Source organism: Haladaptatus sp. DYSN1 (assembly GCF_029489995.1).
Lineage (GTDB): Archaea > Halobacteriota > Halobacteria > Halobacteriales > Halococcaceae > QDMS2.
The window spans coordinates 359,598-383,210 of sequence record NZ_CP120470.1 but is presented as its reverse complement, the minus strand read 5'-3'; the positions used below and the strand labels follow the sequence as shown (position 1 = coordinate 383,210).

Annotated in this window: 24 protein-coding genes; 17 read left to right on the top strand and 7 right to left on the bottom strand. The window is 63.9% G+C overall.

The window, feature by feature from the left end; genetic code table 11:
* Window positions 1-3: 3 nt before the first annotated feature.
* Together P0648_RS01945 and coxB are read right to left on the bottom strand one after the other, a co-directional pair.
* On the bottom strand, window positions 4-2,493 hold the full coding sequence (locus P0648_RS01945; protein WP_277505021.1) for a cbb3-type cytochrome c oxidase subunit I: 2,490 nt from the start codon (window positions 2,491-2,493) through the stop codon (window positions 4-6).
* A complete protein-coding gene (coxB, locus tag P0648_RS01940; protein WP_276245924.1) occupies window positions 2,490-3,248 on the bottom strand; it encodes a cytochrome c oxidase subunit II in 759 nt (252 codons plus the stop codon). Before coxB ends, P0648_RS01945 begins: the two co-directional genes overlap by 4 nt.
* Window positions 3,249-3,415: 167 nt before the next feature.
* Here coxB and P0648_RS01935 point away from each other — a divergent pair, with 167 nt between their 5' ends.
* The 12 genes from P0648_RS01935 to P0648_RS01880 all read left to right on the top strand — a co-directional run bounded on the left by P0648_RS01935 (window position 3,416) and on the right by P0648_RS01880 (window position 13,764).
* Window positions 3,416-3,937 carry a DUF6789 family protein gene (locus P0648_RS01935; RefSeq protein WP_277505019.1) on the top strand — a complete coding sequence of 174 codons (522 nt, stop codon included), beginning with the start codon at window positions 3,416-3,418 and terminating at the stop codon, window positions 3,935-3,937.
* Window positions 3,938-4,165: 228 nt separating this feature from the next.
* A complete protein-coding gene (locus tag P0648_RS01930) occupies window positions 4,166-5,404 on the top strand; it encodes an argininosuccinate synthase (protein ID WP_276245926.1) in 1,239 nt (412 codons plus the stop codon).
* A gap of 2 nt (window positions 5,405-5,406) precedes the next feature.
* Window positions 5,407-6,861 (top strand): argininosuccinate lyase, encoded by a 1,455-nt coding sequence (gene argH / locus P0648_RS01925; RefSeq protein WP_277505018.1) that lies wholly within the window; start codon window positions 5,407-5,409, stop codon window positions 6,859-6,861.
* A 168-nt stretch (window positions 6,862-7,029) separates the two neighbouring features.
* Entirely contained in the window at window positions 7,030-7,194 is a 165-nt protein-coding gene (gene lysW, locus P0648_RS01920; protein ID WP_276245928.1) for a lysine biosynthesis protein LysW, read from the top strand.
* Window positions 7,195-7,242: 48 nt separating this feature from the next.
* Window positions 7,243-8,103, top strand: a complete 861-nt coding sequence (gene lysX / locus P0648_RS01915) for a lysine biosynthesis protein LysX (RefSeq protein ID WP_277505015.1) — start codon at window positions 7,243-7,245, stop codon at window positions 8,101-8,103.
* On the top strand, window positions 8,103-9,146 hold the full coding sequence (gene argC / locus P0648_RS01910) for an N-acetyl-gamma-glutamyl-phosphate reductase (protein ID WP_277505014.1): 1,044 nt from the start codon (window positions 8,103-8,105) through the stop codon (window positions 9,144-9,146). The genes lysX and argC overlap by 1 nt, the downstream gene beginning before the upstream one ends.
* On the top strand, window positions 9,147-9,971 hold the full coding sequence (locus tag P0648_RS01905; RefSeq protein ID WP_276245931.1) for an acetylglutamate/acetylaminoadipate kinase: 825 nt from the start codon (window positions 9,147-9,149) through the stop codon (window positions 9,969-9,971).
* The gene (locus P0648_RS01900; protein WP_277505012.1) at window positions 9,968-11,095 is read left to right on the top strand and encodes an aspartate aminotransferase family protein; all 1,128 of its coding nucleotides are present in this window, start codon (window positions 9,968-9,970) and stop codon (window positions 11,093-11,095) included. Before P0648_RS01905 ends, P0648_RS01900 begins: the two co-directional genes overlap by 4 nt.
* A complete protein-coding gene (locus tag P0648_RS01895; RefSeq protein ID WP_277505011.1) occupies window positions 11,092-12,129 on the top strand; it encodes a [LysW]-lysine hydrolase in 1,038 nt (345 codons plus the stop codon). Before P0648_RS01900 ends, P0648_RS01895 begins: the two co-directional genes overlap by 4 nt.
* Window positions 12,126-13,031: an ornithine carbamoyltransferase gene (gene argF / locus P0648_RS01890; RefSeq protein WP_276245934.1), complete on the top strand. Its 906-nt coding sequence runs from the start codon at window positions 12,126-12,128 to the stop codon at window positions 13,029-13,031. Before P0648_RS01895 ends, argF begins: the two co-directional genes overlap by 4 nt.
* 31 nt (window positions 13,032-13,062) lie before the next feature.
* Window positions 13,063-13,323 carry a hypothetical protein gene (locus P0648_RS01885; RefSeq protein ID WP_276245935.1) on the top strand — a complete coding sequence of 87 codons (261 nt, stop codon included), beginning with the start codon at window positions 13,063-13,065 and terminating at the stop codon, window positions 13,321-13,323.
* Window positions 13,324-13,371: 48 nt separating this feature from the next.
* Window positions 13,372-13,764 (top strand): helix-turn-helix domain-containing protein, encoded by a 393-nt coding sequence (locus P0648_RS01880; RefSeq protein WP_277505008.1) that lies wholly within the window; start codon window positions 13,372-13,374, stop codon window positions 13,762-13,764.
* A 20-nt stretch (window positions 13,765-13,784) separates the two neighbouring features.
* Here the strand turns inward: P0648_RS01880 and P0648_RS01875 are convergent, their stop codons facing one another.
* Window positions 13,785-14,234 (bottom strand): hypothetical protein, encoded by a 450-nt coding sequence (locus P0648_RS01875; RefSeq protein ID WP_277505007.1) that lies wholly within the window; start codon window positions 14,232-14,234, stop codon window positions 13,785-13,787.
* Between the two features lie 197 nt (window positions 14,235-14,431).
* Here P0648_RS01875 and thrC point away from each other — a divergent pair, with 197 nt between their 5' ends.
* Together thrC and P0648_RS01865 are read left to right on the top strand one after the other, a co-directional pair.
* The gene (gene thrC / locus P0648_RS01870; protein ID WP_277505005.1) at window positions 14,432-15,691 is read left to right on the top strand and encodes a threonine synthase; all 1,260 of its coding nucleotides are present in this window, start codon (window positions 14,432-14,434) and stop codon (window positions 15,689-15,691) included.
* 105 nt (window positions 15,692-15,796) lie between these two features.
* Entirely contained in the window at window positions 15,797-16,087 is a 291-nt protein-coding gene (locus P0648_RS01865; protein ID WP_276245938.1) for a hypothetical protein, read from the top strand.
* Between the two features lie 81 nt (window positions 16,088-16,168).
* On the opposite strand, the gene serA is transcribed toward P0648_RS01865, so the two are convergent.
* Window positions 16,169-17,752 carry a phosphoglycerate dehydrogenase gene (gene serA, locus P0648_RS01860; RefSeq protein WP_277505004.1) on the bottom strand — a complete coding sequence of 528 codons (1,584 nt, stop codon included), beginning with the start codon at window positions 17,750-17,752 and terminating at the stop codon, window positions 16,169-16,171.
* Window positions 17,753-17,881: 129 nt separating this feature from the next.
* Here serA and P0648_RS01855 point away from each other — a divergent pair, with 129 nt between their 5' ends.
* Both P0648_RS01855 and serB read left to right on the top strand, forming a co-directional pair.
* Complete coding sequence (locus P0648_RS01855) at window positions 17,882-18,556, top strand: recombinase RecA (protein ID WP_277505003.1); 675 nt, start codon at window positions 17,882-17,884, stop codon at window positions 18,554-18,556.
* A 96-nt stretch (window positions 18,557-18,652) separates the two neighbouring features.
* Window positions 18,653-19,288: a phosphoserine phosphatase SerB gene (gene serB, locus P0648_RS01850; protein WP_276245941.1), complete on the top strand. Its 636-nt coding sequence runs from the start codon at window positions 18,653-18,655 to the stop codon at window positions 19,286-19,288.
* Here the strand turns inward: serB and P0648_RS01845 are convergent.
* On the bottom strand, window positions 19,285-20,574 hold the full coding sequence (locus P0648_RS01845) for an O-acetylhomoserine aminocarboxypropyltransferase/cysteine synthase family protein (protein ID WP_276245942.1): 1,290 nt from the start codon (window positions 20,572-20,574) through the stop codon (window positions 19,285-19,287). The genes serB and P0648_RS01845 overlap by 4 nt on opposite strands.
* Window positions 20,575-20,702: 128 nt before the next feature.
* Here P0648_RS01845 and P0648_RS01840 point away from each other — a divergent pair, with 128 nt between their 5' ends.
* Window positions 20,703-20,948, top strand: coding sequence for a hypothetical protein (locus tag P0648_RS01840; RefSeq protein ID WP_276245943.1), 246 nt, complete (start codon window positions 20,703-20,705; stop codon window positions 20,946-20,948).
* Here P0648_RS01840 and metX read toward each other — a convergent pair whose 3' ends face one another.
* The gene (gene metX, locus P0648_RS01835) at window positions 20,949-22,145 is read right to left on the bottom strand and encodes a homoserine O-acetyltransferase (protein ID WP_276245944.1); all 1,197 of its coding nucleotides are present in this window, start codon (window positions 22,143-22,145) and stop codon (window positions 20,949-20,951) included.
* On the bottom strand, window positions 22,142-23,413 hold the full coding sequence (locus tag P0648_RS01830) for an O-acetylhomoserine aminocarboxypropyltransferase/cysteine synthase family protein (protein ID WP_276245945.1): 1,272 nt from the start codon (window positions 23,411-23,413) through the stop codon (window positions 22,142-22,144). The genes metX and P0648_RS01830 overlap by 4 nt, the downstream gene beginning before the upstream one ends.
* Window positions 23,414-23,613: the final 200 nt, after the last annotated feature.

Below are 23,613 nucleotides of genomic sequence, written 5' to 3'. Positions count from 1 at the left end.
CACCTACAGGATGTAGAACAGCGGGAAGAGGAACAGCCAGACGATGTCCACGAAGTGCCAGTACAGCCCGAAGTACTCGATGGACCGGCCTTCACCCATGTACGCCCCCCGCCAGGTGCGTGCGAGCAGGTAGAGGATGATGACGAGGCCGACGATGACGTGGGCCGCGTGCAGTCCCGTCGTCAGGAAGAACGTCGAGGTTCGGACGTTCGTCGAGAGCCAGAGTCCCTCGTGGAACAGTTCGACCCACTCGATACCCTTGTTGATGAGGAAGCCAATACCGAGCAGGAACGTCGCTGTAAGGGCGGCGAGCAGGCCGCGGCGACTCTTCTTGTGGGCGGCCACGAGCGCGAGCACGATGCTGAAACTGCTCGTGAGCAAGAGGTAGGTGTTCACCAGCCCCGGGATAGGGTCGTGGGGAACTGGTTCCCACTCTACCCAGCCGAAGGCGACGCGGATGAACACGTACGACCCGATGAACGCGCCGAACAGGACGACGTCGGAGGCGAGGAAGATCCAGACCCCGAGTTTCGTGTTCTCGATGTTGGCGAAGGGCCAGCGCTCGCCCATCGGTTCCGCTGGGCCGTGGAACTCCTCTAAACCCATGTACACGAGCGCGGCGAGGCCGAGGACAAACCCGGTGACGCCGACGACAACGTAGAAGCCCCCGGCGAAGCCCGGTTCGAGTTCGCCCTGATGGAACCCGGAGAGACCGAGGAACGTAAAGAACGCCGCGACGCCGATAACGAACGGCCAGATGCTCGCGTGGCTCGCGTGGTGGTCGTGGGCATCGACGACGCCGCCGTCGGTCGCCTCGGGCGTCTTATCGAAGGTGAGGATGCCGGAGCCGTAACTCGGCGTGCCGGGGAAGTTGTCGAGCGGTGGCGGCGAAGAAACGGCCCATTCGGCCGTCGTCGCGTACGTCCACGGGTTGTCGTCTGCCTTCTCACCCGCCCAGAGGCTCGTCGTGAGGTTGTAGAACATCACGAGGAACGACGCTCCGAGGATGAAGCCGCCGACCGTCGCGAGCTGGTGCCAGGTGATGAGCGCGACGTTGTACTCGAAGACGCGCCGGGGGGTCTCCCACGCGATGAACATCGGGAAGTAGAGCAGGTTGAACCCGACGAAGTAGAGCACGAAGTGGACCTTTCCGAGGAACTCGTTGTACATCCGCCCACTCATCTTGGGGAACCAGTAGTAGAGGCCGCCGAACAGTGCCGTCACCCCACCGACCATCACGTAGTGGAAGTGAGCGACGACCCAGTAGGTGCCGCGGAACTCGTAGTCGAGGACGACTGCGCCGAGGAACACCCCGGTGATGCCGCCGATGATGAACAGCAACAGCGCCCCGAACGAGAACAGGAAAGGCGTCGTAAAGTGTATTCTCCCCTTTATCATCGTATAGATGAGCGCGAACACCATCAGGTCGAACGGCAGCGAGATGCCGATGGTGGTCGCCATGAACAGCGTCTTAATCTGGAGGTTAATCGAGGTGAGGAACATGTGGTGCATCCACACCATGAAGCTCTGAATCGCGACGAGCACCATCGCGGCGATGAACCAGCGTCGACCCACCAGCCGTCGGCCGGTGAACGTCTGGAACGTCTCTGCCATCACGCCGAGGGCGGGGAAGAAGACGATGTACACCTCGGGGTGACCGAAGAACCAGAACAGGTGCGCCCAGAGGACGGACCCCGCCGGGTTGTCGAAGAAGTACGTCGTCCCGAGCAGGCGGTCAGAGAGCAGGATGATGAGCGCCGCGAGCAGTGCCGCGAACGCGAACAGCATCATCCAGACGGTGAGCAGGATGGTCCAGGAGAAAAGCGGCATCCGCCGGAGGGTAAGCCCTTTCGCGCGCATCCGGTGCATCGTCGTGAGGAAGTTCACCGAGGAGACGGTGACGGAGGCGACGAACAGCATGAGCGCGAGAATCGCGGTGCTGGCCCCGACTTCGGGGGTGAACACCGGCGCGTTGAGCGGGGCGTACATCGTCCAGCCGCCCGAGAACGTCCCCTCCTGGAAGAACGAGACGCCGAGCAGGAGGCCCGAGGCGAGGTAGAGCCAGTAAGAGAGGGAGTTGAGTCGCGGGAAGGCGAGGTCTTTCGCCCCGAGTTGCAGCGGTACGACGTAGTTCGCAAAGCCGAACGCGAGCGGCGAGAGGAACCAGAACACCATGATGAGGCCGTGCAGCGAGACCGTCTGGTTGTACGCCGACGCAGAGAGGATGCTCGGGCCGGGCGTCCACAACTGCACGCGGATGAGCAGTGCGAGGATGCCCCCGAACACGAGGAAGAACAGCGCCGTGACGGTGTAGAGGATCCCGATGTCCTTGTGGTTCGTCGTGACGAGCCAGCGTTTGACCGAGGAGGTGGGCGGGAGCCCCGTCTCTGTCTCTGCGGGTTCGAGGTCGCGCTCTGTGTCCGTCGTCGGCAGGCCGCCGTCGGTTTCCACCCCGTTCGCCTCGTCAGTCGTCGGTCGGTCGTCGAATGTCATGCAATCACCTTCGCAGTCGTCGTCTGATTTGCGGGCGTCGTCTCGTTGGTCGCCGTCGTGTTCGCGTACCAGGCGTCGAACGCGGCGCGCTCCATGACGATGATGTCAGCGCTCATGGCCGAGTGACCGGTGCCACAGAGCTCGAAACACTCAGCGCGGTAGGTTCCCGGTTCCTCTGCGAGCCCCCAGGTCGTCGTCTCCTGACCGGGGATGGCGTCAGTTTTCACTCGCAAACCGGGAATGCCAAAGGCGTGGAACACGTCCTCAGATGTCACGACGAACCGGACGCGCTGGTCTTCTGGAATCCGGAGTTCGCCCGACGTCGTGTGGCCGTTTGGATACTCGAACTTCCAGCCGAACTGGAAGCCGGTGACCTTCACGACCATCTCGTCGTTCGGTTGGGCGGCTGCTGGCTGTTCGACGAACAGGAGCGTGCCGTAGGTCCAGGCGATGAGGGAGAGAACGATGACCGAACTGAGGAAGAACGAGAGGAAGAGTTTCCGACCGCCTCCACCGCCGGTGGGGAGTTCGCCGAGCATCGGCCGGTCTACGGCCTCGTCCGTGCGCCCCGGCGTGTCGCGGTACTTGTACGCGTTGTAGAGCATGTATGAGATGACGACCACGCCAACGAGCGTCCCGAGAACGAGAAACACGAGGAAGATTTGCTGGAAAACGTTGGCTCTCGTACCACCTGGAATTAGCCCACCGGGACCCCCGTTGAGGAAGATGCCGAGGACCGCTGTCACCCCATTCATTGTCACAATCGATTATTACATTGATTTTACCACACTTATTGATTTCGGGGGACAGCACCAATCTGCGGTCGTTTCCGACAGTGTTCGCCCTGTAAACTGGACGCACGTGTAGTTCAGTCGAGGCAGGCAGGCGAACACTTTTGCCAGTTGTCGTGCAATGGAACCCCATGGCTGACAATGACACTCAATATGTTCCGGAGCTATCGGACGACCTCTCGGAGACTGACTTCGACCGGTTGACCGGTGTTATTACGGACGGGTTCATCGGTGCCATCGGCGGACTGGTCGGGACTGCCGTGATGTCGGTGGTGCTGGTCGTGGCCGCGAGCCTCGGCGCGTTCGAAATCAACCAGTTCGCCTCGTTCGCTTCGCTGTTCGGCGCGGACTTCCTGCTCCCGAACAATCCGACCGCAATCGGGTACGGGGCGTTCCTCATCGGCGGGATGGTGTTCTGGCCGCTGATGCTCGCCTCGCTCGGCGCGTATCTGCCCGGCGAGAAGTACGCGACGAAGGGCCTCTCCTTTGGTTTCGTCCTCTGGACGGGCTTCGCGCCAGCGTTCTACACTGGCTTTGGCGGCCTCGCGCTCGCGCTCTACCTCCTGTTGACGCTCATTGGCCACTTCGCCTACGGATTCACGCTCGGGTCGGTGTTCGACTACTTCTCGACCCGGCCAAGCACGCTCGTCTGAACCCGCAACCTTTTTGTACGACACCCCCAAGGAATTCAACACATGCAACGGACTGCCGTCGTTGGCTCACGCGTCTCTGTGAGCACGGCGTCCGTCTCCTTCTCCGTGCGACCGCGACCGGGCCTCTAGGCCCTTAATCACATTTCTCCATCGTCCGGTTCGCATCACGTCCTCAGAACTCACAACCGCTGGTTCTGAGCGTCATCACCCATCGTACACACCACACCAATGACAACAGAATCCACCAAAGTCGCCCTCGCCTTCTCCGGCGGGCTCGACACGACCGTTTGCGTCCCACTGCTCGAAGAAGAATACGGCTACGACGAAGTCGTCGGCATCACCGTCGACGTCGGCCAGCCAGCAGAAGAGTTCGCGGAAGCCGAAGAGACCGCAGAAGCCCTCGACTTAGAACACTACGTCATCGACGCGAAAGCCGAGTTCGCGAACCTCTGTCTCGACTCCGTGAAGGCCAACGCCGACTACCAGGGCTACCCGCTCGGCACGGCGCTCGCCCGCCCGATCATCGCCGAAGCCATCCTCGAAAAGGCCCTCGACGTCGGCTGTACCGGCATCGCCCACGGCTGTACGGGCAAGGGCAACGACCAACTGCGCTTCGAGGCCGTCTGGCGCGAATCAGACCTCGAAGTCATCGCCCCCGTCCGCGAACTCGGCCTCACCCGCGAGTGGGAAATCGAGTACGCAGCGGAGAAGAACCTCCCCGTAGAGGGCGGCAACGAGGGCGCGTGGAGTATCGACACGAACCTCTGGAGTCGCTCCGTCGAGGGCGACGACTTAGAGGACCCCGCCTACATCCCACCCGAGGACATCTACGAGTGGACCACTGCGCCCACTGGCGAGACAGAACTCGTCGAAATCGAATTCGAGAACGGCTATCCCGTCGCCATCGACGACGAGGAGATGGACGCCGTCTCCGTCATCGAGTACCTGAACGAGTTCGCCGGGAAGTTCGGCATCGGCCGCACCGACATGATGGAAGACCGCATGCTCGGCCTGAAAGTGCGCGAGAATTACGAGCACCCCGCCGCGACGGTGCTGCTCAACGCCCACGAGGGCTTAGAGCAACTCGTCCTCACCAAAGAGGAACGCTCGTTCAAGCAGCAAATCGACGCCCAGTGGTCCGAGAAGGCCTACGAGGGCCTCGTGAACGCTCCGCTCGTGAAGGCGCTCGAAGGCTTCATCGACACGACCCAGGAGCGCGTCACCGGCACGGTGACGGTGAAGTTCCAGGGCGGACAGGCCCGCGTCGTCGCGCGCGAGAGCGAGTACGCGGTGTACTCTGAGTCGGCCGCCTCGTTCAACACCGAGACGGTCGACGGCATCACGCAGGCCGATGCGACGGGCGTCGCGAAGTACCACGGCTTCCAGTCGCGCCTCGCGAACTCGATTCTCGCTGAGGCTAAGCAGGAAGCGCCCACCCCGATGGCGGACGGCGGCGAGGACCAGTGAAGATGGTAGAGGAGTTCGCAGACGGTGACGTCGTTCGGCGGGAACGCTTCAGCGGCGGCCCCGCCCGCGGATTCCTCTCCTCGATGGACGCAGACGCTCGCATCTTCACCGCCGACCTCGAAGTCGACCGCGCCCACGTCCTGATGCTCGCAGAGCAGGGCATCATCGACGAGACGGAGGCGGGCCAGATTCTGCAGGCGTTGAACGTCGTCGAAGTGGAGGGCTTCGCGGCCCTGCCCGACGGCGAGGACATCCACGCCGCCATCGAGACGGCAGTCATCAACCAAATCGGTCCCGTCGGCGGGAAGATGCACACCGCACGCAGTCGCAACGACGAGGTAGCGGCGTGCATCCGCCACCGCTTCCGCGCGGACCTGCTCGATGCCGCCGAGGCGACGCTCGCGTTCCGCGAGGTGCTCGTGGAGGTGGCCGAGAAACACGCAACGACGCTCATGCCCGGATTCACGCACCTCCAGCCCGCCCAGCCGACGACGGTTGGTCACTACCTGCTCAGCTACGAGCAGGCGCTGTCACGGGATACAGCGCGTCTCATGGACGCCTACTCGCGTGTAAACCAGTCGCCCCTCGGCGGGGCGGCCTTTGCGGGCACGCCGTTCGACATCGACCGCGAGCGCACCGCGGAACTGCTCGGGTTCGACGGCGTCCTCGAAAACTCGATGGACGCCAGTTCCACGCGGGATTTCCTCGTGGAGGGCGTGAGCGCCCTCGCGAACCTCGCGACGACGCTCTCGGGACTCGCTGAAGACATCGTCGTCTTCGCGAACAAGGGGTACGTCGAACTGTCTGACGACTACTCTTCGACGTCCTCCATCATGCCCCAGAAGAAGAACCCCGACACGCTCGAACTCGTCCGCTCGACGGCGGGCAACGCGAGCGCGGGCCTGAACGGGCTGCTCACGACACTCAAGGGACTGCCCCGGGCGTACAACCGCGACTTACAGAACGCGACGCCCCACGCCTGGGCCGCCGCGGACGCCGTGCTCGAAGCGACGAACGTCGCCGCGGGCGCGGTGGCGACGGCGACGTGGCAAGAGGAAACACTTGCTGCTGAGGCGGGGGCCGGGTTCTCCACGGCGACCGGCATCGCGGACCTGCTCGCGATGTCCGGCGTCCCCTTCCGCACGGCCCACGAGGTCGTGGCGACCGCCGCGGAGGAGGGCCAGGACTACGAGACGATCGCGGCGGCCGCCGAGGACCTGCTCGGCGTGCCCCTCACGGACTACGTCTCCAAAGAAGCCGTTGAGGGGGCACTCGACCCCGCACAGAGCGTCGATAGCCGTGATTCGCAGGGTGGGCCTGCCGTGAAGGCGGTCACTTCCCAACTCGCGACGGCGACCGAGGAACTCGGCTCAGACCAGGAGTGCGTGGCGTTCCACCGCGAGAAACTCCAAGAGAGCCACGACGTACTCCACGACGAGGTGAGCCAGTATGCTTGAACGACCGCCGTCCCCTCGAGGGACGAATAACACATCTGGAATTTGATAATGCGAATTCAGAAAACGCGAATATTGCCAGTTCGTTGCGGTTAGACGGCAGTCTGTTCATTATTTTTCTTTGACAGGTTCGATGGATTTATAGGGGTTCAGGGAGGAGGAGCAACCACCATGGCAGAATGTGTCGAATGTGGAGCCGACGTGGCGCTTCACGACGACTTGGAAGTGGGAGAGATCGTCGATTGTACAACCTGCGGAGCCGAACTCGAAGTAGTGGACGTAAACCCGCCAGTCCTCGAGAAGGCCCCCGAGCTGGAAGAGGACTGGGGGGAGTAAATTGCAGGCCACGAACTCCCAGCTGACGATGGCTCAGAGGTGGCTCGCATGAACGTCGGCATCCTCTACTCGCGCATCCGCAAGGACGAGAAACTCCTGCTCACGGAACTGCGCGACCGCGGCCACGACGTGACGAAAATCGACGTCCGCAAGGTGCAGTTTGGCCTCGACGAGGCCCCCGCCATCTTCGACGACGTGGACATCGTGCTCGACCGCTGTCTCGCGACCAGCCGAAGCAAGTACGCGACCCAGTACGTCGCCGCCTACGGCATTCCGGTCGTGAACAGCCCGGAGACCGCCGAGGTCTGTGCGGACAAGGCCAAAAACAGCCTCGCACTCGCACAGGCTGGCGTGCCGACGCCCGCGACGGACGTGGCGTTCACCAAGGAGGCCGCGATGGCGTCCATCGAGCAGTTCGGTTACCCATGCGTCCTCAAACCCGTCGTCGGGTCGTGGGGCCGTCTGATGGCCAAAATCGACTCGCGGGACGCCGCCGAAGCTATCTTAGAACACAAGGCGACGCTCGGGCACTACGAGCACAAGGTGTTCTACATCCAGGAGTTCGTGGACAAACCGGGTCGCGACATCCGCGTGCTCGCGACCGATGGCGAACCCGTCGCCGCGATGGTCCGCAGTTCAGAGCACTGGCTGACCAACGCCGCGAAAGGGGCGAAGACGGAATCGTTCGAACTTGACGACGAGGCCAAAGAACTCGTGAAGAAGGCCAGCGACGCCGTCGGCGGCGGACTACTCGGTATCGACCTCATGGAAACGGGAGCCGGATACACGGTCCACGAGGTCAACCACACCGTCGAGTTCAAGGCGCTCACCGACGCCACCGACGTGGACGTGCCCGCGGCCGTCGTCGATTGGCTCGAATCCAAAGTGAAGGTCGAGGTTCCCGCCTGATGAGCGAGCACCTCTCTGCCGCCGTCGTCGGGGGCTCCGGCTTCACCGGCGGCGAACTCCTGCGCCTGCTCACCGGCCACCCCGACTTCGAAGTGGCCCAGGCCACGAGTCGCGAGTACGCGAACAAGTCCGTCGGCTCCGTCCACCCGAACCTCCGGGGGACGGACCTCCGCTTTACGCAACCTGACGACCTGGAGAGCGTGGACATCCTGTTCGCCGCGACGCCCCACGGCGTCTCGATGCAGCACATCGACGGCTTCCAGGAGGCCGCGGACACCGTCGTGGACCTGAGCGCGGACTTCCGCCTCCAGACCACGGAACAGTACGACCAGTGGTACGACGGCCACGAACGTCCCGAGTTGCTCGAAAAGTCGGTGTACGCGCTGCCGGAACTCCACCGCGCGGACCTCCCCGGCGCGGACCTGATTGCCGCTGGTGGCTGCAACGCTACGGCGACGATTATGGGGCTCTACCCGCTGTTCGAGGCGGGCATCCTCGGCGGCGACGAGCAGGTCGTCGTCGACGTGAAAGTCGGGTCCTCTGAGGGTGGTGCGAGCGGTGGGAAAGCCTCCTCGCACGCAGAACGCTCGGGCATCGTCCGCCCCTACGCGCCCATCACGCACCGCCACGAAGCCGAAATCGAGCAGGAACTCGGCCTTCGCGTCTCCTTTACCGTCCACGCCGTGGACATGATTCGCGGCGCGGCGGCCACCTGCCACGTCTTCCCGAACGAACCCGTCTCGAAGGGCGACCTCTGGAAGGCCTATCGTGGAAGCTACGAGGACGAACCGTTCGTCCGCATGGCTTCCGGCGGCGGTGGCGTCTATCGCTACCCCGAACCCAAGGCGGTGGCCGGGACGAACTTCGCCGAAGTCGGCTTCGAACTCGACGCCCGCAACAAGCGCCTCGTCGTGTTCTCGGCCATCGACAACATGATGAAAGGCTCCGCCGGGCAGGCGATTCACGCGGCCAACATCGCCCTCGGCTTAGAAGAGACCGCAGGCTTAGACTTCCTCGGCCTGCACCCCGTGGGGGCCCCGTAGATGACGACGGTCGTTAAGATAGGCGGCGCACGTGCCGTCAACCCCGAGGGCGCAGTTGCAGACATCGCGTCTCTCGTCGAGGGAGGCGAACAGGTCGTCGTCGTCCACGGCGGCTCTACGGCCGTCGACGACACCTTAGAACGCCTCGGCGAGCAACCCGAGTACGTCGAGACCCCCGGTGGCGTCGTCGGGCGCTTTACCGACGAGACCACCATCGAGGTGTTCAAGATGGTCATGCCCGGCCTGCTAAACACCGACCTCACGACGCTCTTGCAGAACGCAGGCGTCAACGCAGTCGGCCTCTCCGGCGTGGACGGGAAACTGCTTTCCGGCCCCCGGAAGTCGGCCGTCCGCGTGCTCGAAGACGGCAAGAAGAAGATTCGCCGCGGCGACCACTCGGGGAAGATTACCGACGTGAACGCCGACCTGCTCGAAACGCTGCTCGCGGGCGGCTACACGCCCGTCGCGACGGTTCCCATGCTCGCAGACGACGGGGTTCCCGTCAACGCAGACGCAGACCGGGCGGCGGCCGCCATCGCGGGCGCACTCGGTGCGACGCTCGTCGTCCTCACGGACGTGCCGGGCGTTCTCGCCGACCCGGACGACGCATCGACACTCATCTCGCGGGCGACGACGCCCGAGGAGTTCGCCACCATCGAAGACGCCGCGGAAGGGTTCATGACGAAGAAGGTCATGGCCGCGACCGAGGCGCTCTCCGGCGGGGCGGCCGAAGTCGTCGTCGCAGACGCGAACGCAGAGGCACCCCTCACCGCCGCGGTCAACGGCGGTGGGACCCACATCACTCCCGGCGCACTCCAGTCATGAGCGGCTTCGTCTTTTCAGAAAAACCGATTCGTATCGACTCCGGCAGCGGCGTCACTCTCACCGACGAGGGCGGCACCGAGTACCTCGATTTCGGTGCAAGCTACGCCTGTACCCCGCTCGGACACAGCCACCCGGCGGTCACGGAAGCCGTCTCCGCCCAGGCCGAGCAACTGACCTACGTGCAGGCGTCCTACCCGGTTTCCGCCCGCGACGACCTGTACGACCGGCTCGCGGACCTCGCTCCCGGCGACATCTCGAACGTCTGGCTCTGTAACTCCGGAACAGAGGCGAACGAGGCGGCCATCAAGTTCGCTCGCAGCGCCACCGACAGCACGAAAATCGTCGCGACGACGCGCAGTTTCCACGGCCGCACCGCCGGCGCACTGTCCGCGACGTGGAAGAAGAAGTACAAAGCGCCCTTCGAACCGCTCATGGACGGCGTGGAGTTCGTCCCCTACGGCGACGAAGCAGCGCTCGCCGAGGCGGTGGACGACGAGACGGCGGCCGTACTCCTCGAACCGATTCAGGGGGAGGGTGGCATCAATCCCGCACCCGAAGGCTACCTCCAGGCGGCCCGTGAAGTTACCGAGGAGACGGGTGCGGCGCTCGTCTTTGACGAGATTCAGACCGGCCTCGGCCGGACGGGGTCGCTCTGGGCCTGCGAGCAGGCGGGCGTCGTCCCGGACATCCTGACCAGCGCGAAGGGGCTCGCAAACGGTCTCCCCATTGGCGCGACGCTCGTCGCCGACTGGATTGCCGAGGACGCCGGACCACACGGTTCGACGTTCAGCGGCGGCCCGGTCATCTGCGCGGCGGCGAACGCCACGCTCTCGACGCTCGTCGACGAGGAGATACCAGCCCACGCCGCCGAAATGGGCGACTACCTCACGAGCCAACTGGAGGAGAAAGTCGGCGACGAGGTCCGCGACATCCGCGGCGAAGGCCTGATGGTCGGCGTCGAGGTCAAACGCGGGGCGAACCGGATGCTCCGCGACTTCGCCCTCGACCACCAGATTCTCGCGCTGCCCGCCGGACGGACCGTCGTCCGGTTCCTGCCGCCGCTCGTCATCGACGAGTCGCACGCAGACACGGTTGTAGACGCCCTCGCCGAGATACTGAAATGACCGACCCACAGACCCTCCTCGCGGACCTCGTCTCGATTCCCTCGGTGAGTGGCGACGAGGCCGCGGCCGCAGAGCGCCTGGCCGCCTACTTCGAAGAACACGACCGCGAGGTCTGGATTGACGAGGTTGGCAACGTCCGCGCGCCGGGCGACGACAGCGTCCTGCTCACCTCGCACATCGACACCGTGCCCGGCGAGATACCCGTGGAAATTGCGCCCGCAGAAGACGGCTCCGGAGACGCCCTCTGGGGCCGCGGCAGCGTGGACGCGACCGGTCCGCTCGCCGCGATGGCGGCTGCCGCCGTTTCGACCGGCGCGAGTTTCGTCGGCGTGGTGCGCGAAGAGACCGACTCCCTCGGCGCGCGCCACCTCGTCGAGACCCGCGAGTCGGTTCCCGACGCGGTGGTGAACGGCGAACCGAGCGGCTCGAACGGCATCACGCTCGGCTACCGCGGGTTCCTGCCCGGGACGTACATCGCGACGAGCGAGTCCGGGCACACCTCCCGGCCCGAGAACAACGCACTCCAGGACGCCATCGCGTGGTGGAGCGCGGTGGCCGAGGAGTTCGCCGTCCCCGAAGACACGCCCGTCTTCGAGCAAGTGACGGCGAAACCAACTGACTTCCACGGCGGGACGACCGAAGACGGCCTCGCGGTGGAAGCGACCGCCACCATCCAGTTTCGCATCCCGCCGAGTCTCACCGCGGACGACATCCGCGAGATTGCGGAGTCGCACCTCCACACGGGAACCATCACCTGGCGTCGCCACATCCCGCCCGTGATGATGAGTCCCCGGACGCCAATCGCCCGGGCGTTTCGCGTGGCGATTCGCAAAGAAAGCATGAAACCGCGCTTGCTCCGGAAGACCGGCACGAGCGACATGAACATCTTCGCCGGCGAGTGGGACTGCCCGATGGTGACCTACGGACCCGGGAACTCTGACCTGGACCACGCGCCGAACGAACACCTCCCCCTCGCGAAGTTCGACCGCGCCGTGTCGGTGCTCGAATCCGTCTGTGAGAACTTGCAATCATGACCCGTCACTTCCTCGATATCGACGACCTCTCGACCGACGAACTGTCCGACGTGCTCGACACGGCGACCGAACTGAAAGCCGCCGTCGAAGCCGGCGAGCAACACGAGTGGCTCTCGAACCAGACGCTCGGGATGCTGTTCGAGAAGCCGAGCACGCGAACGCGAATCTCTTTCGAGACGGGGATGACCCAGTTGGGCGGGCACGCCATCTTCCTCGGTCCCGACGACATCCAGTTGAGCCGCGGCGAACCGCTCAAAGACACCTCACGAGCGGTCTCGCGGTACGTCGATTTCCTCATGGCGCGCGTGTTCGACCACGCCGACCTCGTGGAACTCGCGACGTATTCGGACGTGCCCGTGGTGAACGGCCTCACCGACGACGCCCACCCCTGCCAGACGCTCGCCGACCTGCTCACCATCAAAGAGCAGTTCGGTGGCTTCGACGACGTGTCGGTCGCGTGGGTCGGCGACGGGAACAACGTCGCCCAGTCGTTCGTCCTCGGCGCGGCGATGGTCGGCCTCGACGTGACGGTGGCGACGCCCGAAGATTACGAACTCGACGAGGCCGTCGTCGGCACGGCGGCCGGCCTCGGGCAAGCCCCCGACATCACGACCGATCCGCAGGAGGCAGTTGCGGGCGCGGACGTGGTCTACACCGACGTCTGGGTCAGCATGGGCCAGGAGAACCAGCGGGCGATGAAGTTGGAGGCGTTCGACGGCTTCCAGTTGAACGAGACGCTGCTCGACGACGAGACACTCGTCATGCACTGCCTGCCCGCCCACCGCGGCGAGGAGATTACCGACGCCGTGATGGAATCCGAGCGCTCCATCGTCTGGCAGCAGGCCGAAAATCGCATGCACGCCCAGAAGGCGCTGCTCACCTTCCTCGCCGACGCCGAGTGACTGATAACGGTTGCTCGCGTCGTCTCCGCCAATGGCGTCACCCCTCGTCGTCGATGCAGGCGAACTGACCGCAGACGAGATTCTCACCGCAATCCGCGACGGCCAGCGCGTCGTGGTCAAAACGTCGATGCTCGGCACGCCGAAACAAGTCACCCTCCGGTACGACGGCGACGTCTTCTACTGCGATACGCCGACCCGACTGCACAAACACACGACCGAAGAGGAGATGCGGACCTGCATCCTCAAAAACGGCTACACCCGCGACGCGGCGGAAGCCGACGAATCGGGGTAAGCCACCGGTAACGCCGGGTTTTATTCGCATCCCGGACATATTGCGGGCATGGTATCGGCCGATCCAGACCCCCAGCGATTTCGCGATTTGATGGTCGGCGGCGAGCCGGGCTTCGAGGGCGTCATGACCTGCGTCTTCGACATCCAGACCCACGAGAGCCGCACCTATCTCATGTTGCTCGACAACCCCGGCAGCACCGTCGCCGAACTGGCAGCGCAGATGGAGCGCGACCGGAGTAACGTCAATCGCTCGCTCGCCACGCTACTGGAAAAAGGCCTCGCAAACCGCGAGCGCCGCCTGCTCGACGGTGGTGGCCACGTCTATCAGTACACGGCAACCGACCTCCCCGAAGCCCGTGAACTCATGCACGAGACACTCGATGAGTGGGCCGCCTACGTCCACAGCCGTATCGACGAGTTCGGCGAGGAGAAAGAAGCGTAGAGCTATTTTTTCGAGTCGTACTACTCTACTTCGTCTACCCGGTTAATGTCCACTTCTGAACCAGATTTGTGAATCTCGATAATTACGTCTAATGGCGGTTCTGGAGTCCATGAAAATGAGAGGGTGGTATTCCCGTCAGAGGCGGTGATATTGAGTTCTTCACTCTCATTGACGGATAGCAGTTCTTCCTCTACGGTACCTGCTTCAACCACCATACTCGTATTCAAGAGTTCCTCCCCAGCAGTATTTTTGACACTAACGGAGATATTGTGAGAGAAATCCATTCTATTTGTGAGTTTCAGTTTTGAAGGTCCACTTGGCGTAGGTAAAGCGGTAGTTGTAGTTTTATTTTCAGTGTGAGTTGTTTCAGAAACAGTCGTTTGAATGTGCTTAGTTTGTGTTGTGGGTTGATTCAATGTAGTACACCCCGCAACAGATATCGCTAACACCACGAGAACAGTTGTTTTCATCAGTTTCACAGACATGATTTTTGAAATTAACTATTTGATAGTGGCAAGTATCTTCTGGTGGTGTCCGATGAGCGAAAGGAGTAAGAAGTTACAGAACCAATCCGCTGTCGAATTATTGTCCACCTGGGCAATAGAAGCCTGTCCGATTCTTACACCAATCGCCTCCTTTTTGCATCCACACTGCTTTGGCGCGAACAATGACGAATCTCCAGCTGGAACCCGAACCCGAGGTTCCCGACGTAGCAGACGACGGCGTCTGGCTCGCGTGTATCGAGTGCGGTGAGGCCCACGCACCCTTCGACGACATCCTCTACACCTGTCCAACGTGCGACGGCCTGCTCGAAGCACGCTACGACTCCTACCCAACCTTTGACGACTTCTCGGGCCGAGGCGTCTGGCGGTACAGCGCGACCATGCCCGTCGAGATGGGCGTCACGCTCCAGGAGGGCGACACGCCGCCCTACCCCGTCCCCGAAATCGAGGACGAAGTCGGCGTTTCGTACCTCCGCATCAAGCACGAGGGCATGAACCCGACGGGCAGTTTCAAGGACCGCGGCATGACCGTCGGCGTGCAGGTCGCCCGCGTCCTCGGCGTGGACCGCCTCGCGTGTGCGAGCACGGGGAACACGTCTGCGGCCCTCGCTGCGTACGGAACCCGCGCCGGTCTCGAAACGCTCGTCTTGCTGCCAGCCGGGAAAGTGGCAGCCGGGAAAGTCGCACAGGCCAGCCTCCACGGCGCGCGCATTCTGGAAGTCGATGGCAACTTCGACACCTGCCTCGACATCGTTTCGGACCTCGCAGACCGCGGTGAAGCCTACTTGCTGAACTCGCTGAACCCGTTCCGCCTTGAGGGTCAGAAGACGATTGGCCTGGAGATTCTCGAATCCGTCCGTGATGAAACTGGGGAATTCCCCGACCGAATCGTCCTGCCCGTCGGCAACGCCGGGAACACGGCGGCGCTCTACAAGGCGTTCCGCGAACTCGTCGCGTCGGGCGAACTTGCGGAAGACGAGGTACCGAAACTGACCGGCGTGCAGGCCGAGGGTGCAGCGCCGATGGTCGAGGCCATCGAAAACGGCGCGGACGAGGTGACGCGCTGGGACGAAGTCGAGACGAAGGCGACGGCCATCCGCATCGGGAACCCGGTGAACGCGCCAAAGGCACTCCCCGGAATTCGCGCGACGGGCGGGACGGCCATCGCCGTTTCGGACGAGGAGATTACCGACGCACAGCGCTCCCTCGCAGAGGAAGGCGTGGGAGTCGAACCCGCGAGTGCGGCCTCCGTCGCGGGCCTCCGAAAGCTTCGTGAGCAGGGCGTCATTTCTGCTGATGAGCGCGTGGTCTGTCTCACGACGGGCCACCTGCTCAAGGACCCCGACGCGGCGGCGGCCGCGGGCCGCGACCCCGAGCCAGTGCCGGGCACGACCGAGGGCGTTCTCTCGCATCTCTCGGAGTAAACCGAGAGACGGCGGCGGTTCGTGAGACGTGCGTGTGCTCCGCGTCTCACGTCCGTCTGACTCACATTCATGTGGGAGTGTGACATAGTGTGTAATCCCCGAATCATGTCACAGCGAAGTCGGCTCGATAGTCCGCGTGGGGTGGACGACGACCTCTCTCCCAACAAACGCGCAATGTACCAGACGAGAATCGCCGCGCTGAAATCAGAAATCAAGAGCCTCGAAGCAGAGCTCAAGGCCGCAGAACAGCGTACTGAGGCCATCGTCGACCAGTACGAGCAGATTCTCGAAGCACGCACGAGTGCCCCTCGTGAGGCAGACACGGATGCAGACCCAGATTCCCACCAGACAGCGCAGACCGCGAAAGAACGCGTCCAACAGTTCCTGACTCGGTAGCCCCCCACTGTAAGCGACTCCCACCTCGGTTCGGGGCCGTTCTCACCCCCCTTCCTCCAATACTCGTCCGCCAGAGAGCGCTCAGTCGTCGAGCGTAATCGTCCGAATCTCGATGATGCGCTCGTCGTTCTCGATGGTTTCCTTGCTTTCGGCCGTGAGTTCGTCGTCTAAGTTGTAGACCGAAAGCGCCTCTCCGCCGATGGTTTCGCGGGCGTTGAACATCCCCGCGATGTTGATGCCGGCGTCGCCGAGGACCGTCCCGATGAACCCGATGACACCCGGCGCGTCGTAGTTGCGGGCGACGAGCATCTGGCCGTGCGGGATGGCGTCCACGCGGTAGCCGTCGATGCGGACGATGCGCGGGTCGTTACCCGCAAAGAGCGTTCCGGAAACGGCGAGTTCGTCGCCGTCTTCGTTCCCGACGGTGACCGTGATGAGACTCTGGAAGTCCTCAGACTGGTGAGACTTCGACTCGACTACGTCGATGCCGCGCTCGTCTGCGATACGCGGGGCGTTTACGGCGTTGACCTGCCATTCGAGCGGTTCGAACACACCCTTGAGCGCGCTCGCCGTCACGAGGTCGATGTCCTCTGCGGCGATGTCCCCAGCGTAGGTGACCTCGACCTTCCCGATACGGTCGCCGTAGAGCTGGGCTGCGACCTTGCCCGCCGTCTCCGCGAGGTCGATGTACGGCTTGACCCGCGGGAAGGCACTCTCGTCCATCGACGGCGCGTTGAGCGCGTTCATGACCGGTTCTTCTGCGAACGCGGCGAGAATTTGGTCTGCGATGCTCGTCGAGACGCTCTCCTGGGCGGCTTCCGTGCTCGCACCGAGATGGGGCGTGACGACGACGTTATCGACCGAGAGCAGCGGGTTGTCCGGCGAGATTGGCTCGTCCGCAAACACGTCGAGGGCCGCGCCCTTGAGCACGCCGTCGGCGCAGGCCGCTGCGAGCGCCTCCTCGTCTACGATGCCGCCGCGGGCGCAGTTGACGACGTAGCCGCCTTCTAACTGGGCGAGTTCTGCTTCGCCGATGAGGTTCGCCGTCTCGGGCGTGAGCGGCGTGTGAATCGTGAGGAAATCCGCCTTCGAAAGACAATCAGAGAGGTCCACGAGTTCCGCGCCAATCTGGGCGGCGCGGTCCTCGGAGATGTAGGGGTCGTAGGCGACGAGGTCCATGCCGAGCGCCCCGAGGCGCTTTGCGACTTCCTGGCCGACCCGCCCGAGGCCGAGGATGCCGAGGGTCTTGCCGTTGAGTTCCGTCCCGAGGTAGTCGCCCTTGGCCCACTCGCCCGCTTTCAGGCGGATGTGTGCCTGCGGGATGTTCCGGGCAGCGGCGAAGGCCATCGCGACGGTGTGCTCTGCAGCGGCTCGCACGTTCCCTTCGGGTGCGTTCGCGACGATGACGCCGTGTTCGGTGGCGGCGTCGATGTCGATGTTGTCCACGCCGATGCCGGCTCGCCCGACGATGATGAGGTCGGTTGCAGTCTCGAACACGGCGGCAGAAACGTCAGTTCCAGACCGGACGACGAGTGCGTGTGCGTCAGAAACAGCGTCGAGGAGTGCATCACCTTCGACGTCGTAAGCCGTCTCTACATCGTGGCCCGCTTCACGGAGTTGCTGAAGCCCTGCCTCAGCGATGGGGTCCGTGACGAGTACGTTCATGTCTCGGCAGAACGGGGCGTGAAGGTTAACGCTTTCTCCACTCGCTACAAATGCCGCCTTCTCCCGGTGGTAGCACGACGCTCTGTGCATCGTGACCTTTTATATGACTGACTCGAAGGACAACATGACGTGAGGGATTCTGAGCGCGGCGACGGTGCTGATTCACGCACGTCTGAGTCCCTACTCCGTGCCGACGCCGTCACCGAGAGAACGAACGTTCTCATCGCAGGCCCAGCGATGACCGAAAAGCGCCGTCTCGCGCTCTCGCTCGTCGGCGGCGCAGACGACAACGGCGCACTGTTCATCACCACGAGCAAGAACGCGACCCAAATTCGCCGCGAGTTCGAAGCGGTCACGGGCGGGTCTGGCGATGCCCTCCGCGTCGTCGACTGTGTGGGCGGCGACCAGCAGTTCGGCCGGGAGAGCGACGACAGGCGGACGAGTTACGTCTCGTCTGCGGCGGACATGACCGGCATCGGCATCGCGGCGACCGGCATGATGCAACAACTGTACCGCGACGACTCGGTAGAAGACGTGCGCGTCGGCCTGAGTTCGCTTTCGACGATTCTCATGTTCGCGGACCTGAAACGGCTGTACCAGTTCACGCACGTGCTCACCGGCCGCATCGAGAGCGTCGGCTTTCGCGGGGTGTTCACGCTCGATTCGACGGCCGCGGACGAAGAGACCCTCAACATTCTCAAGCAACTGTTCGACGTGTACGTAGAGACCAGAGACACCGACGACGGCCTCGAACTCCGCGTGCGCGGCGACGACATCGGCCCCCGTGAGTGGACGCCGTACTAATTTCGAACGAGCAATTCCTGCCCGGTTGACGAAGTCATTCTCGCTAACGTCTGCCGAAGACGGAACGCTCAAGTCCCATCGCCCGGCGGATTGCGTATGGAACTGGTCGCATTCGACTTCGACGGGACGCTCTCCGATTCGGAGATGACGGTCCTGCTCGGAGACCGCTGTGGCGTCGCCGCCGAGATGGCGGACATCACGGAACGGGCGATGAACAACGAACTCAGCTACGCTGAGAGCCTTCGCTCGCGGGCAGAACTGCTCGCCGGCCTCGCAGACGAAGAAGCGCAGACGGCCTTCGACGCGGTTCGCCTGCGTCCTGGCGCGGCCGACCTCATCCGCAAACTCCGCGAGGCGGGCGTCCACGTCGCCATCCTCACCGGCGGATTCGAACGCGGCGTCGAGGCGGCGCTCGCCCGTGAAGGCGTCTCCGTCGATACCATCGTCGCGAACCGCCTGCTCGTCGAAGACGGTGAATTGACGGGGGAAGTCGAAGGGCCGCTCATCGAGGGCACGAAAGACACGGCGCTCGAAAACCTGACCACAGACCTCGGCATCGACCTCCGAGACACCGTGGCCGTCGGCGACGGCGCGAACGACCTGCCGATGCTCAAAGTCGCGGGCCTCGCGGTTGGCTACCTGCCGAAACCGGCGGTCAGGCCGCACTGTCAAATCGTCGTCGCGCGGATGGACCGCCTCGAAAAAGTGCTTACAGAAGACGGCGTCCTCTAGTTCGAGGCTGCGTCTATCGCCTGGTCTAGGTCCGCGAGGATGTCCGCTGGGTCTTCGAGACCCACGGAGAGGCGGACGAGGTCCGGCCTGACGCCGCTCGATTCCTTTTCCTCCTCGGTGAGTTGCTGGTGGGTCGTACTCGCCGGGTGGATAATGAGCGTCTTCGCGTCGCCGACGTTCGCGAGCAGACTCGCGAGTTGCGTCGATTCGGTCATCTTCTTGGCCGTCTCGTAGCCGCCTTCGAGGCCGAAGGTGAGCATGCCGCCGTAACCGCCGTCTAAATACTTCGTCGCGTTGTCGTGGGTCTCGTGACTTTCGAGACCGGGGTAGGTCACCCACGCCACGTCCGGGTGGTCGTCTAAGTACTCGGCGACGATCTGGGCGTTCTCGCAGTGGCGCTCCATGCGCAGTGGCAGCGTCTCCAGTTTCTGGAGCGTGGTCCACGCGTCGAACGGCGACTGTGGGTTACCGAGGTCGCGTAGGCCGCGGGCGAGCGCCGTCACGGTGAACGCCGCCTCGCCGAAGCGTTCGCGGAAGTTCACGCCGTGGTAGGCGGGGTTGTCTTCGGTGATTTCTGGGTAGTCGCCGTCCTCCCACGGGAAGGTTCCCGAGTCGATGAGTGCGCCGCCAACCGTCGTCCCCGCGCCGGTAATCCACTTGGTCGTGGAGTGCCAGATGAGGTCTGCGCCGTGGTCGAACGGGTTGCACAGATACGGCGTCGCGAACGTGTTGTCCACGAACAGCGGCACGTTGTTCTCGTGCGCGATATCGGCAAGACGCTCGAAGTCCGGCGTCACGAGCGCGGGGTTGCCGATGGTCTCGACGTGGACGTAGGCGGTATCCTCGTCGATGGCTTCCGCGTAGCCCTCGTAGTCGAGTGGGTCGACGAAGCGCGTGGTGACGCCACGGCGCGGCGCGGAGTGGCTGAGGTAGGTGTGGGTGCCGCCGTAGATGGCCGACGACGACACGACGTTCTTGCCCGCCTCCGCGAGGATGAAGTTCGCGAGGTCGAACGACGCCATGCCCGAGGAGGTGGCGAGTGCGCCGACGCCGCCTTCGAGTGCGGCGAGGCGTTCCTGCAGCATCGTCACGGTCGGGTTCATCAGCCGCGAGTAGATGTTGCCCTCCTCTTCGAGCGCGAAGAGGCGTGCTGCGTGGTCTGCGTCGTCGAAGACGTACGAGGTCGTCTGGTGAATCGGTGGTGCGCGTGCGCCCGTCGCCGGGTCGGGGTCCTGTCCCGCGTGCAGGCTCTGGGTCGCAAAGCGCGGCGAATGCTCGTCTGTCATTGTTCGTGCCCCAGTTATTTCTACAAGTAATATAAAAGTATGCAATATGCCGGGCAATAATTGCCCCGGGCTACGACAGACGATCGGATTGACAAGTTATACGAACCGTCCCGCCGATGAGAATGACTATGCTTCGGGCGATTTCGCGACGACTGGTCGGGTTCGTGAGCGACTACCCACTCAAAACGACTGGTGCCGTGGCGGCCCTCGTCGCTGGCGCAGTCGCCTACCGGTCGCTTACAGCAGTCGCGACTGCCGGCGGCACGAGCACGATGGGCCTCACGCCGACCCACCTCCTCGAATTCGCGAGCACCCACCCGGCCTACGTGCTCGCCCTCGTTGTCGGTCTCGGGTTCGTCGCGCTCGCGGAGTAGTCAGTTCCCGAAGAGACTCGTGTGGACGGGCGCAAACTGGCGGTCTGATTTGTCCGTGACGGTGTCGGTCACGGCCCGCCCACCGACGCCCGCTTCGAGGAAGTCGGCGAGTGGCGGGCCGACCTTCTCGGGTTCGACAAGGAACGCGTCGTGGCCGTGGTCGGACGTGATTTTGTGGTGGGCCGTCGGCGTGTCGTTCTGTCTGAACGCGACTGCGAGGTCCTCCGCTTGCTCGGTGGTGAAGTGCCAGTCACCGGTAAACGAGAGGAGGAGCGCCTCGCCGGTGAACGCGCCGAGCGCGTCCGCATCGGACTCGTAGCCCGCAGACAGGTCGTAGTTGTCCATCGCCCGCGTCAGGTAGAGATAGCTGTTGGCGTCGAAGCGTTCGACGAACTTCTCGGCCTGATAGTCGAGGTAGGATTCGACGTCGCGGTAGGGGAAGAACGCGGCCGCCGGGTCCACTGGGAACGAGTCGCGAGCGGCGTCTCTGCCGGCCGACCGGCGACCGAACTTGCGCTCCATCGAGTGCTTCGAGAGGTACATCGTGTGCCCAATCTGACGGGCGAGCGCGAGGCCGTCTTTCGGCGCGGGGCCGTCGTAGTAGTCCCCGCCGTTCCAGTTCGCGTCGGTCGTAATCGCTCGCCGCGCGATGGCATCGAGGGCGAGACACTGGGAGTCGAGCCGGGCGGCGGTGGCGACGGCCACGACGAGGTCCACCTGGTCGGGATGGCGCTTGGCCCAGTCGAGGGCGTTCATGCCACCGACGCTCCCGCCGACGACGGCGTGCAGATTCGGGACGCCGAGGTGGTCGAGCAGTTCGCGCTGGGCACGGGTCCAGTCGCCGACGGTCACCGGCGGGAAGTCGGTCCCCCACGGGTCGCCCTCGGGACCTTCGCTCGCCGGGCCGGTCGAGCCGTAACACGACCCCGGAACGTTCGCGCAGACGACGTAATATTCGGTGGTGTCGATAGCCTTGCCGGGGCCGACGATGTCGTCCCACCACGCCGTCGCCTGGCCGCCGTGGCTCCCCCGGCGGAGGCCCGAGACGTGAGCACTCCCAGTGAGAGCGTGACAGACCAGTACCGCGTTTTCGCCCGTGAACTCGCCGTAGGTCTCGTAGGCGAGCTCGAGATTCGGAATCGACTCGCCACACTCGAATTCGAACGCGCCGAGTTCGGCGACGTCGTGGGTGTTCATGGCAGTGCCTCGGCTAAATCTGCGATGATGTCGTCCACGTCCTCGATGCCGACCGAGAGCCGAATCAGGTCCGGCAGGACGCCGCTTTCTAACTGTTCTTCCTCCGTGAGCTGGGCGTGGGTCGTGCTCGCCGGGTGGATGAGCAGCGTCTTCGCGTCGCCGACGTTCGCGAGGAAACTCGCGAGATCGGTGCGCTCACAGACGCCCTTGGCCGCGTCGTAGCCGCCTTTCGGGCCGAAGGCAATCATGCCGCCGTAGCCTCCCGAAAGGTACTTCGAGGCGTTGTCGTGGGTCTCGTGGTCGGGGAGTCCGGGATACGTCACCCACTCGACGCCGGGGTGGTCTGCGAGGAACTCGGCGACCGCCTGGGCGTTCTCGCAGTGGCGCTCCATCCGAAGGGGGAGGGTTTCGATGCCCTGGAGCGTGACCCACGCGTTAAACGGTGACTGCCCGCTTCCCGTGCTCCTGACGGCGCGGTGGCGGGCCGTCTCCACGAGTGCCCGGTCGCCAAAGCGCTCCGCGAAGTTCGTCCCGTGGAAGGCCGGATTCGGCTGGCCCACTTCAGGATAGTCGTGCCAATCGAACTCGCCGCCGGCGATGAGTGCGCCGCCAACCGTCGTTCCCGACCCGTGAAGCCACTTGGTCGTCGAGTGCCAGATGAGGTCTGCGCCGTGGTCGAACGGGTTGCACAGATACGGCGTCGCGAACGTGTTGTCGACGAAGAGCGGTGCGCCGCGTTCGTGCGCAATCTCCGCGATGCGTGCTAAATCGGGCGTCACGAGCGCCGGGTTCGAGATGCTCTCGACGTGGACGTAGGCGGTGTCCTCGTCGATTGCCTCGGCGTAGGCGTCGTAATCGAGCGTCGGAACGAACCGCGGTTCGATGCCTCGATTCCCCGCCGTGTTCGAGAAGTACGAATGAGTACCGCCGTAGATGGAAGCCGCGGAGACGATGTTGTCGCCAGGGCGGGCGAGCGTCGTGGTGGCGGCGTCGAGGGCGGCCATCCCCGCCGACGTGGCGAGTGCCGCGCTCCCGCCTTCGAGCGAGGCGAGACGGGCTTCGAGCATGGCCGTCGTGGGGTTCGAAAAGCGCGAGTAGATGTTACCGTCGTCTTCGAGCGAGAACCGGGCGGCGGCCGTCGCCGCGTCCGGGAAGACGTACGATGTCGTCTGGTAGATGGGCGGGGCACGCGCCCCTGTCGCAGGGTCCGGCTCCTGGCCCGCGTGCAGACAGCGCGTGGCAAAGCCCGGCCGCTCTGAGTCAGTCATGTGTCTGACTCATATTTCTCTACGTTTCTATAACTGCCAGTATAGGCAATACCTGCTGGGTGCGGATTCGGAGGTGTAAAAGGTGGGTCAGCGCACGAATTCGGAAGCTGCGAGCAGACGATGGTGCGCTGGGAACGCACTTCTGAAATCGGGTAGACGACTTCCTCCGCGGGGAGTTCTTCTTGCTCACTGAGTTTCGA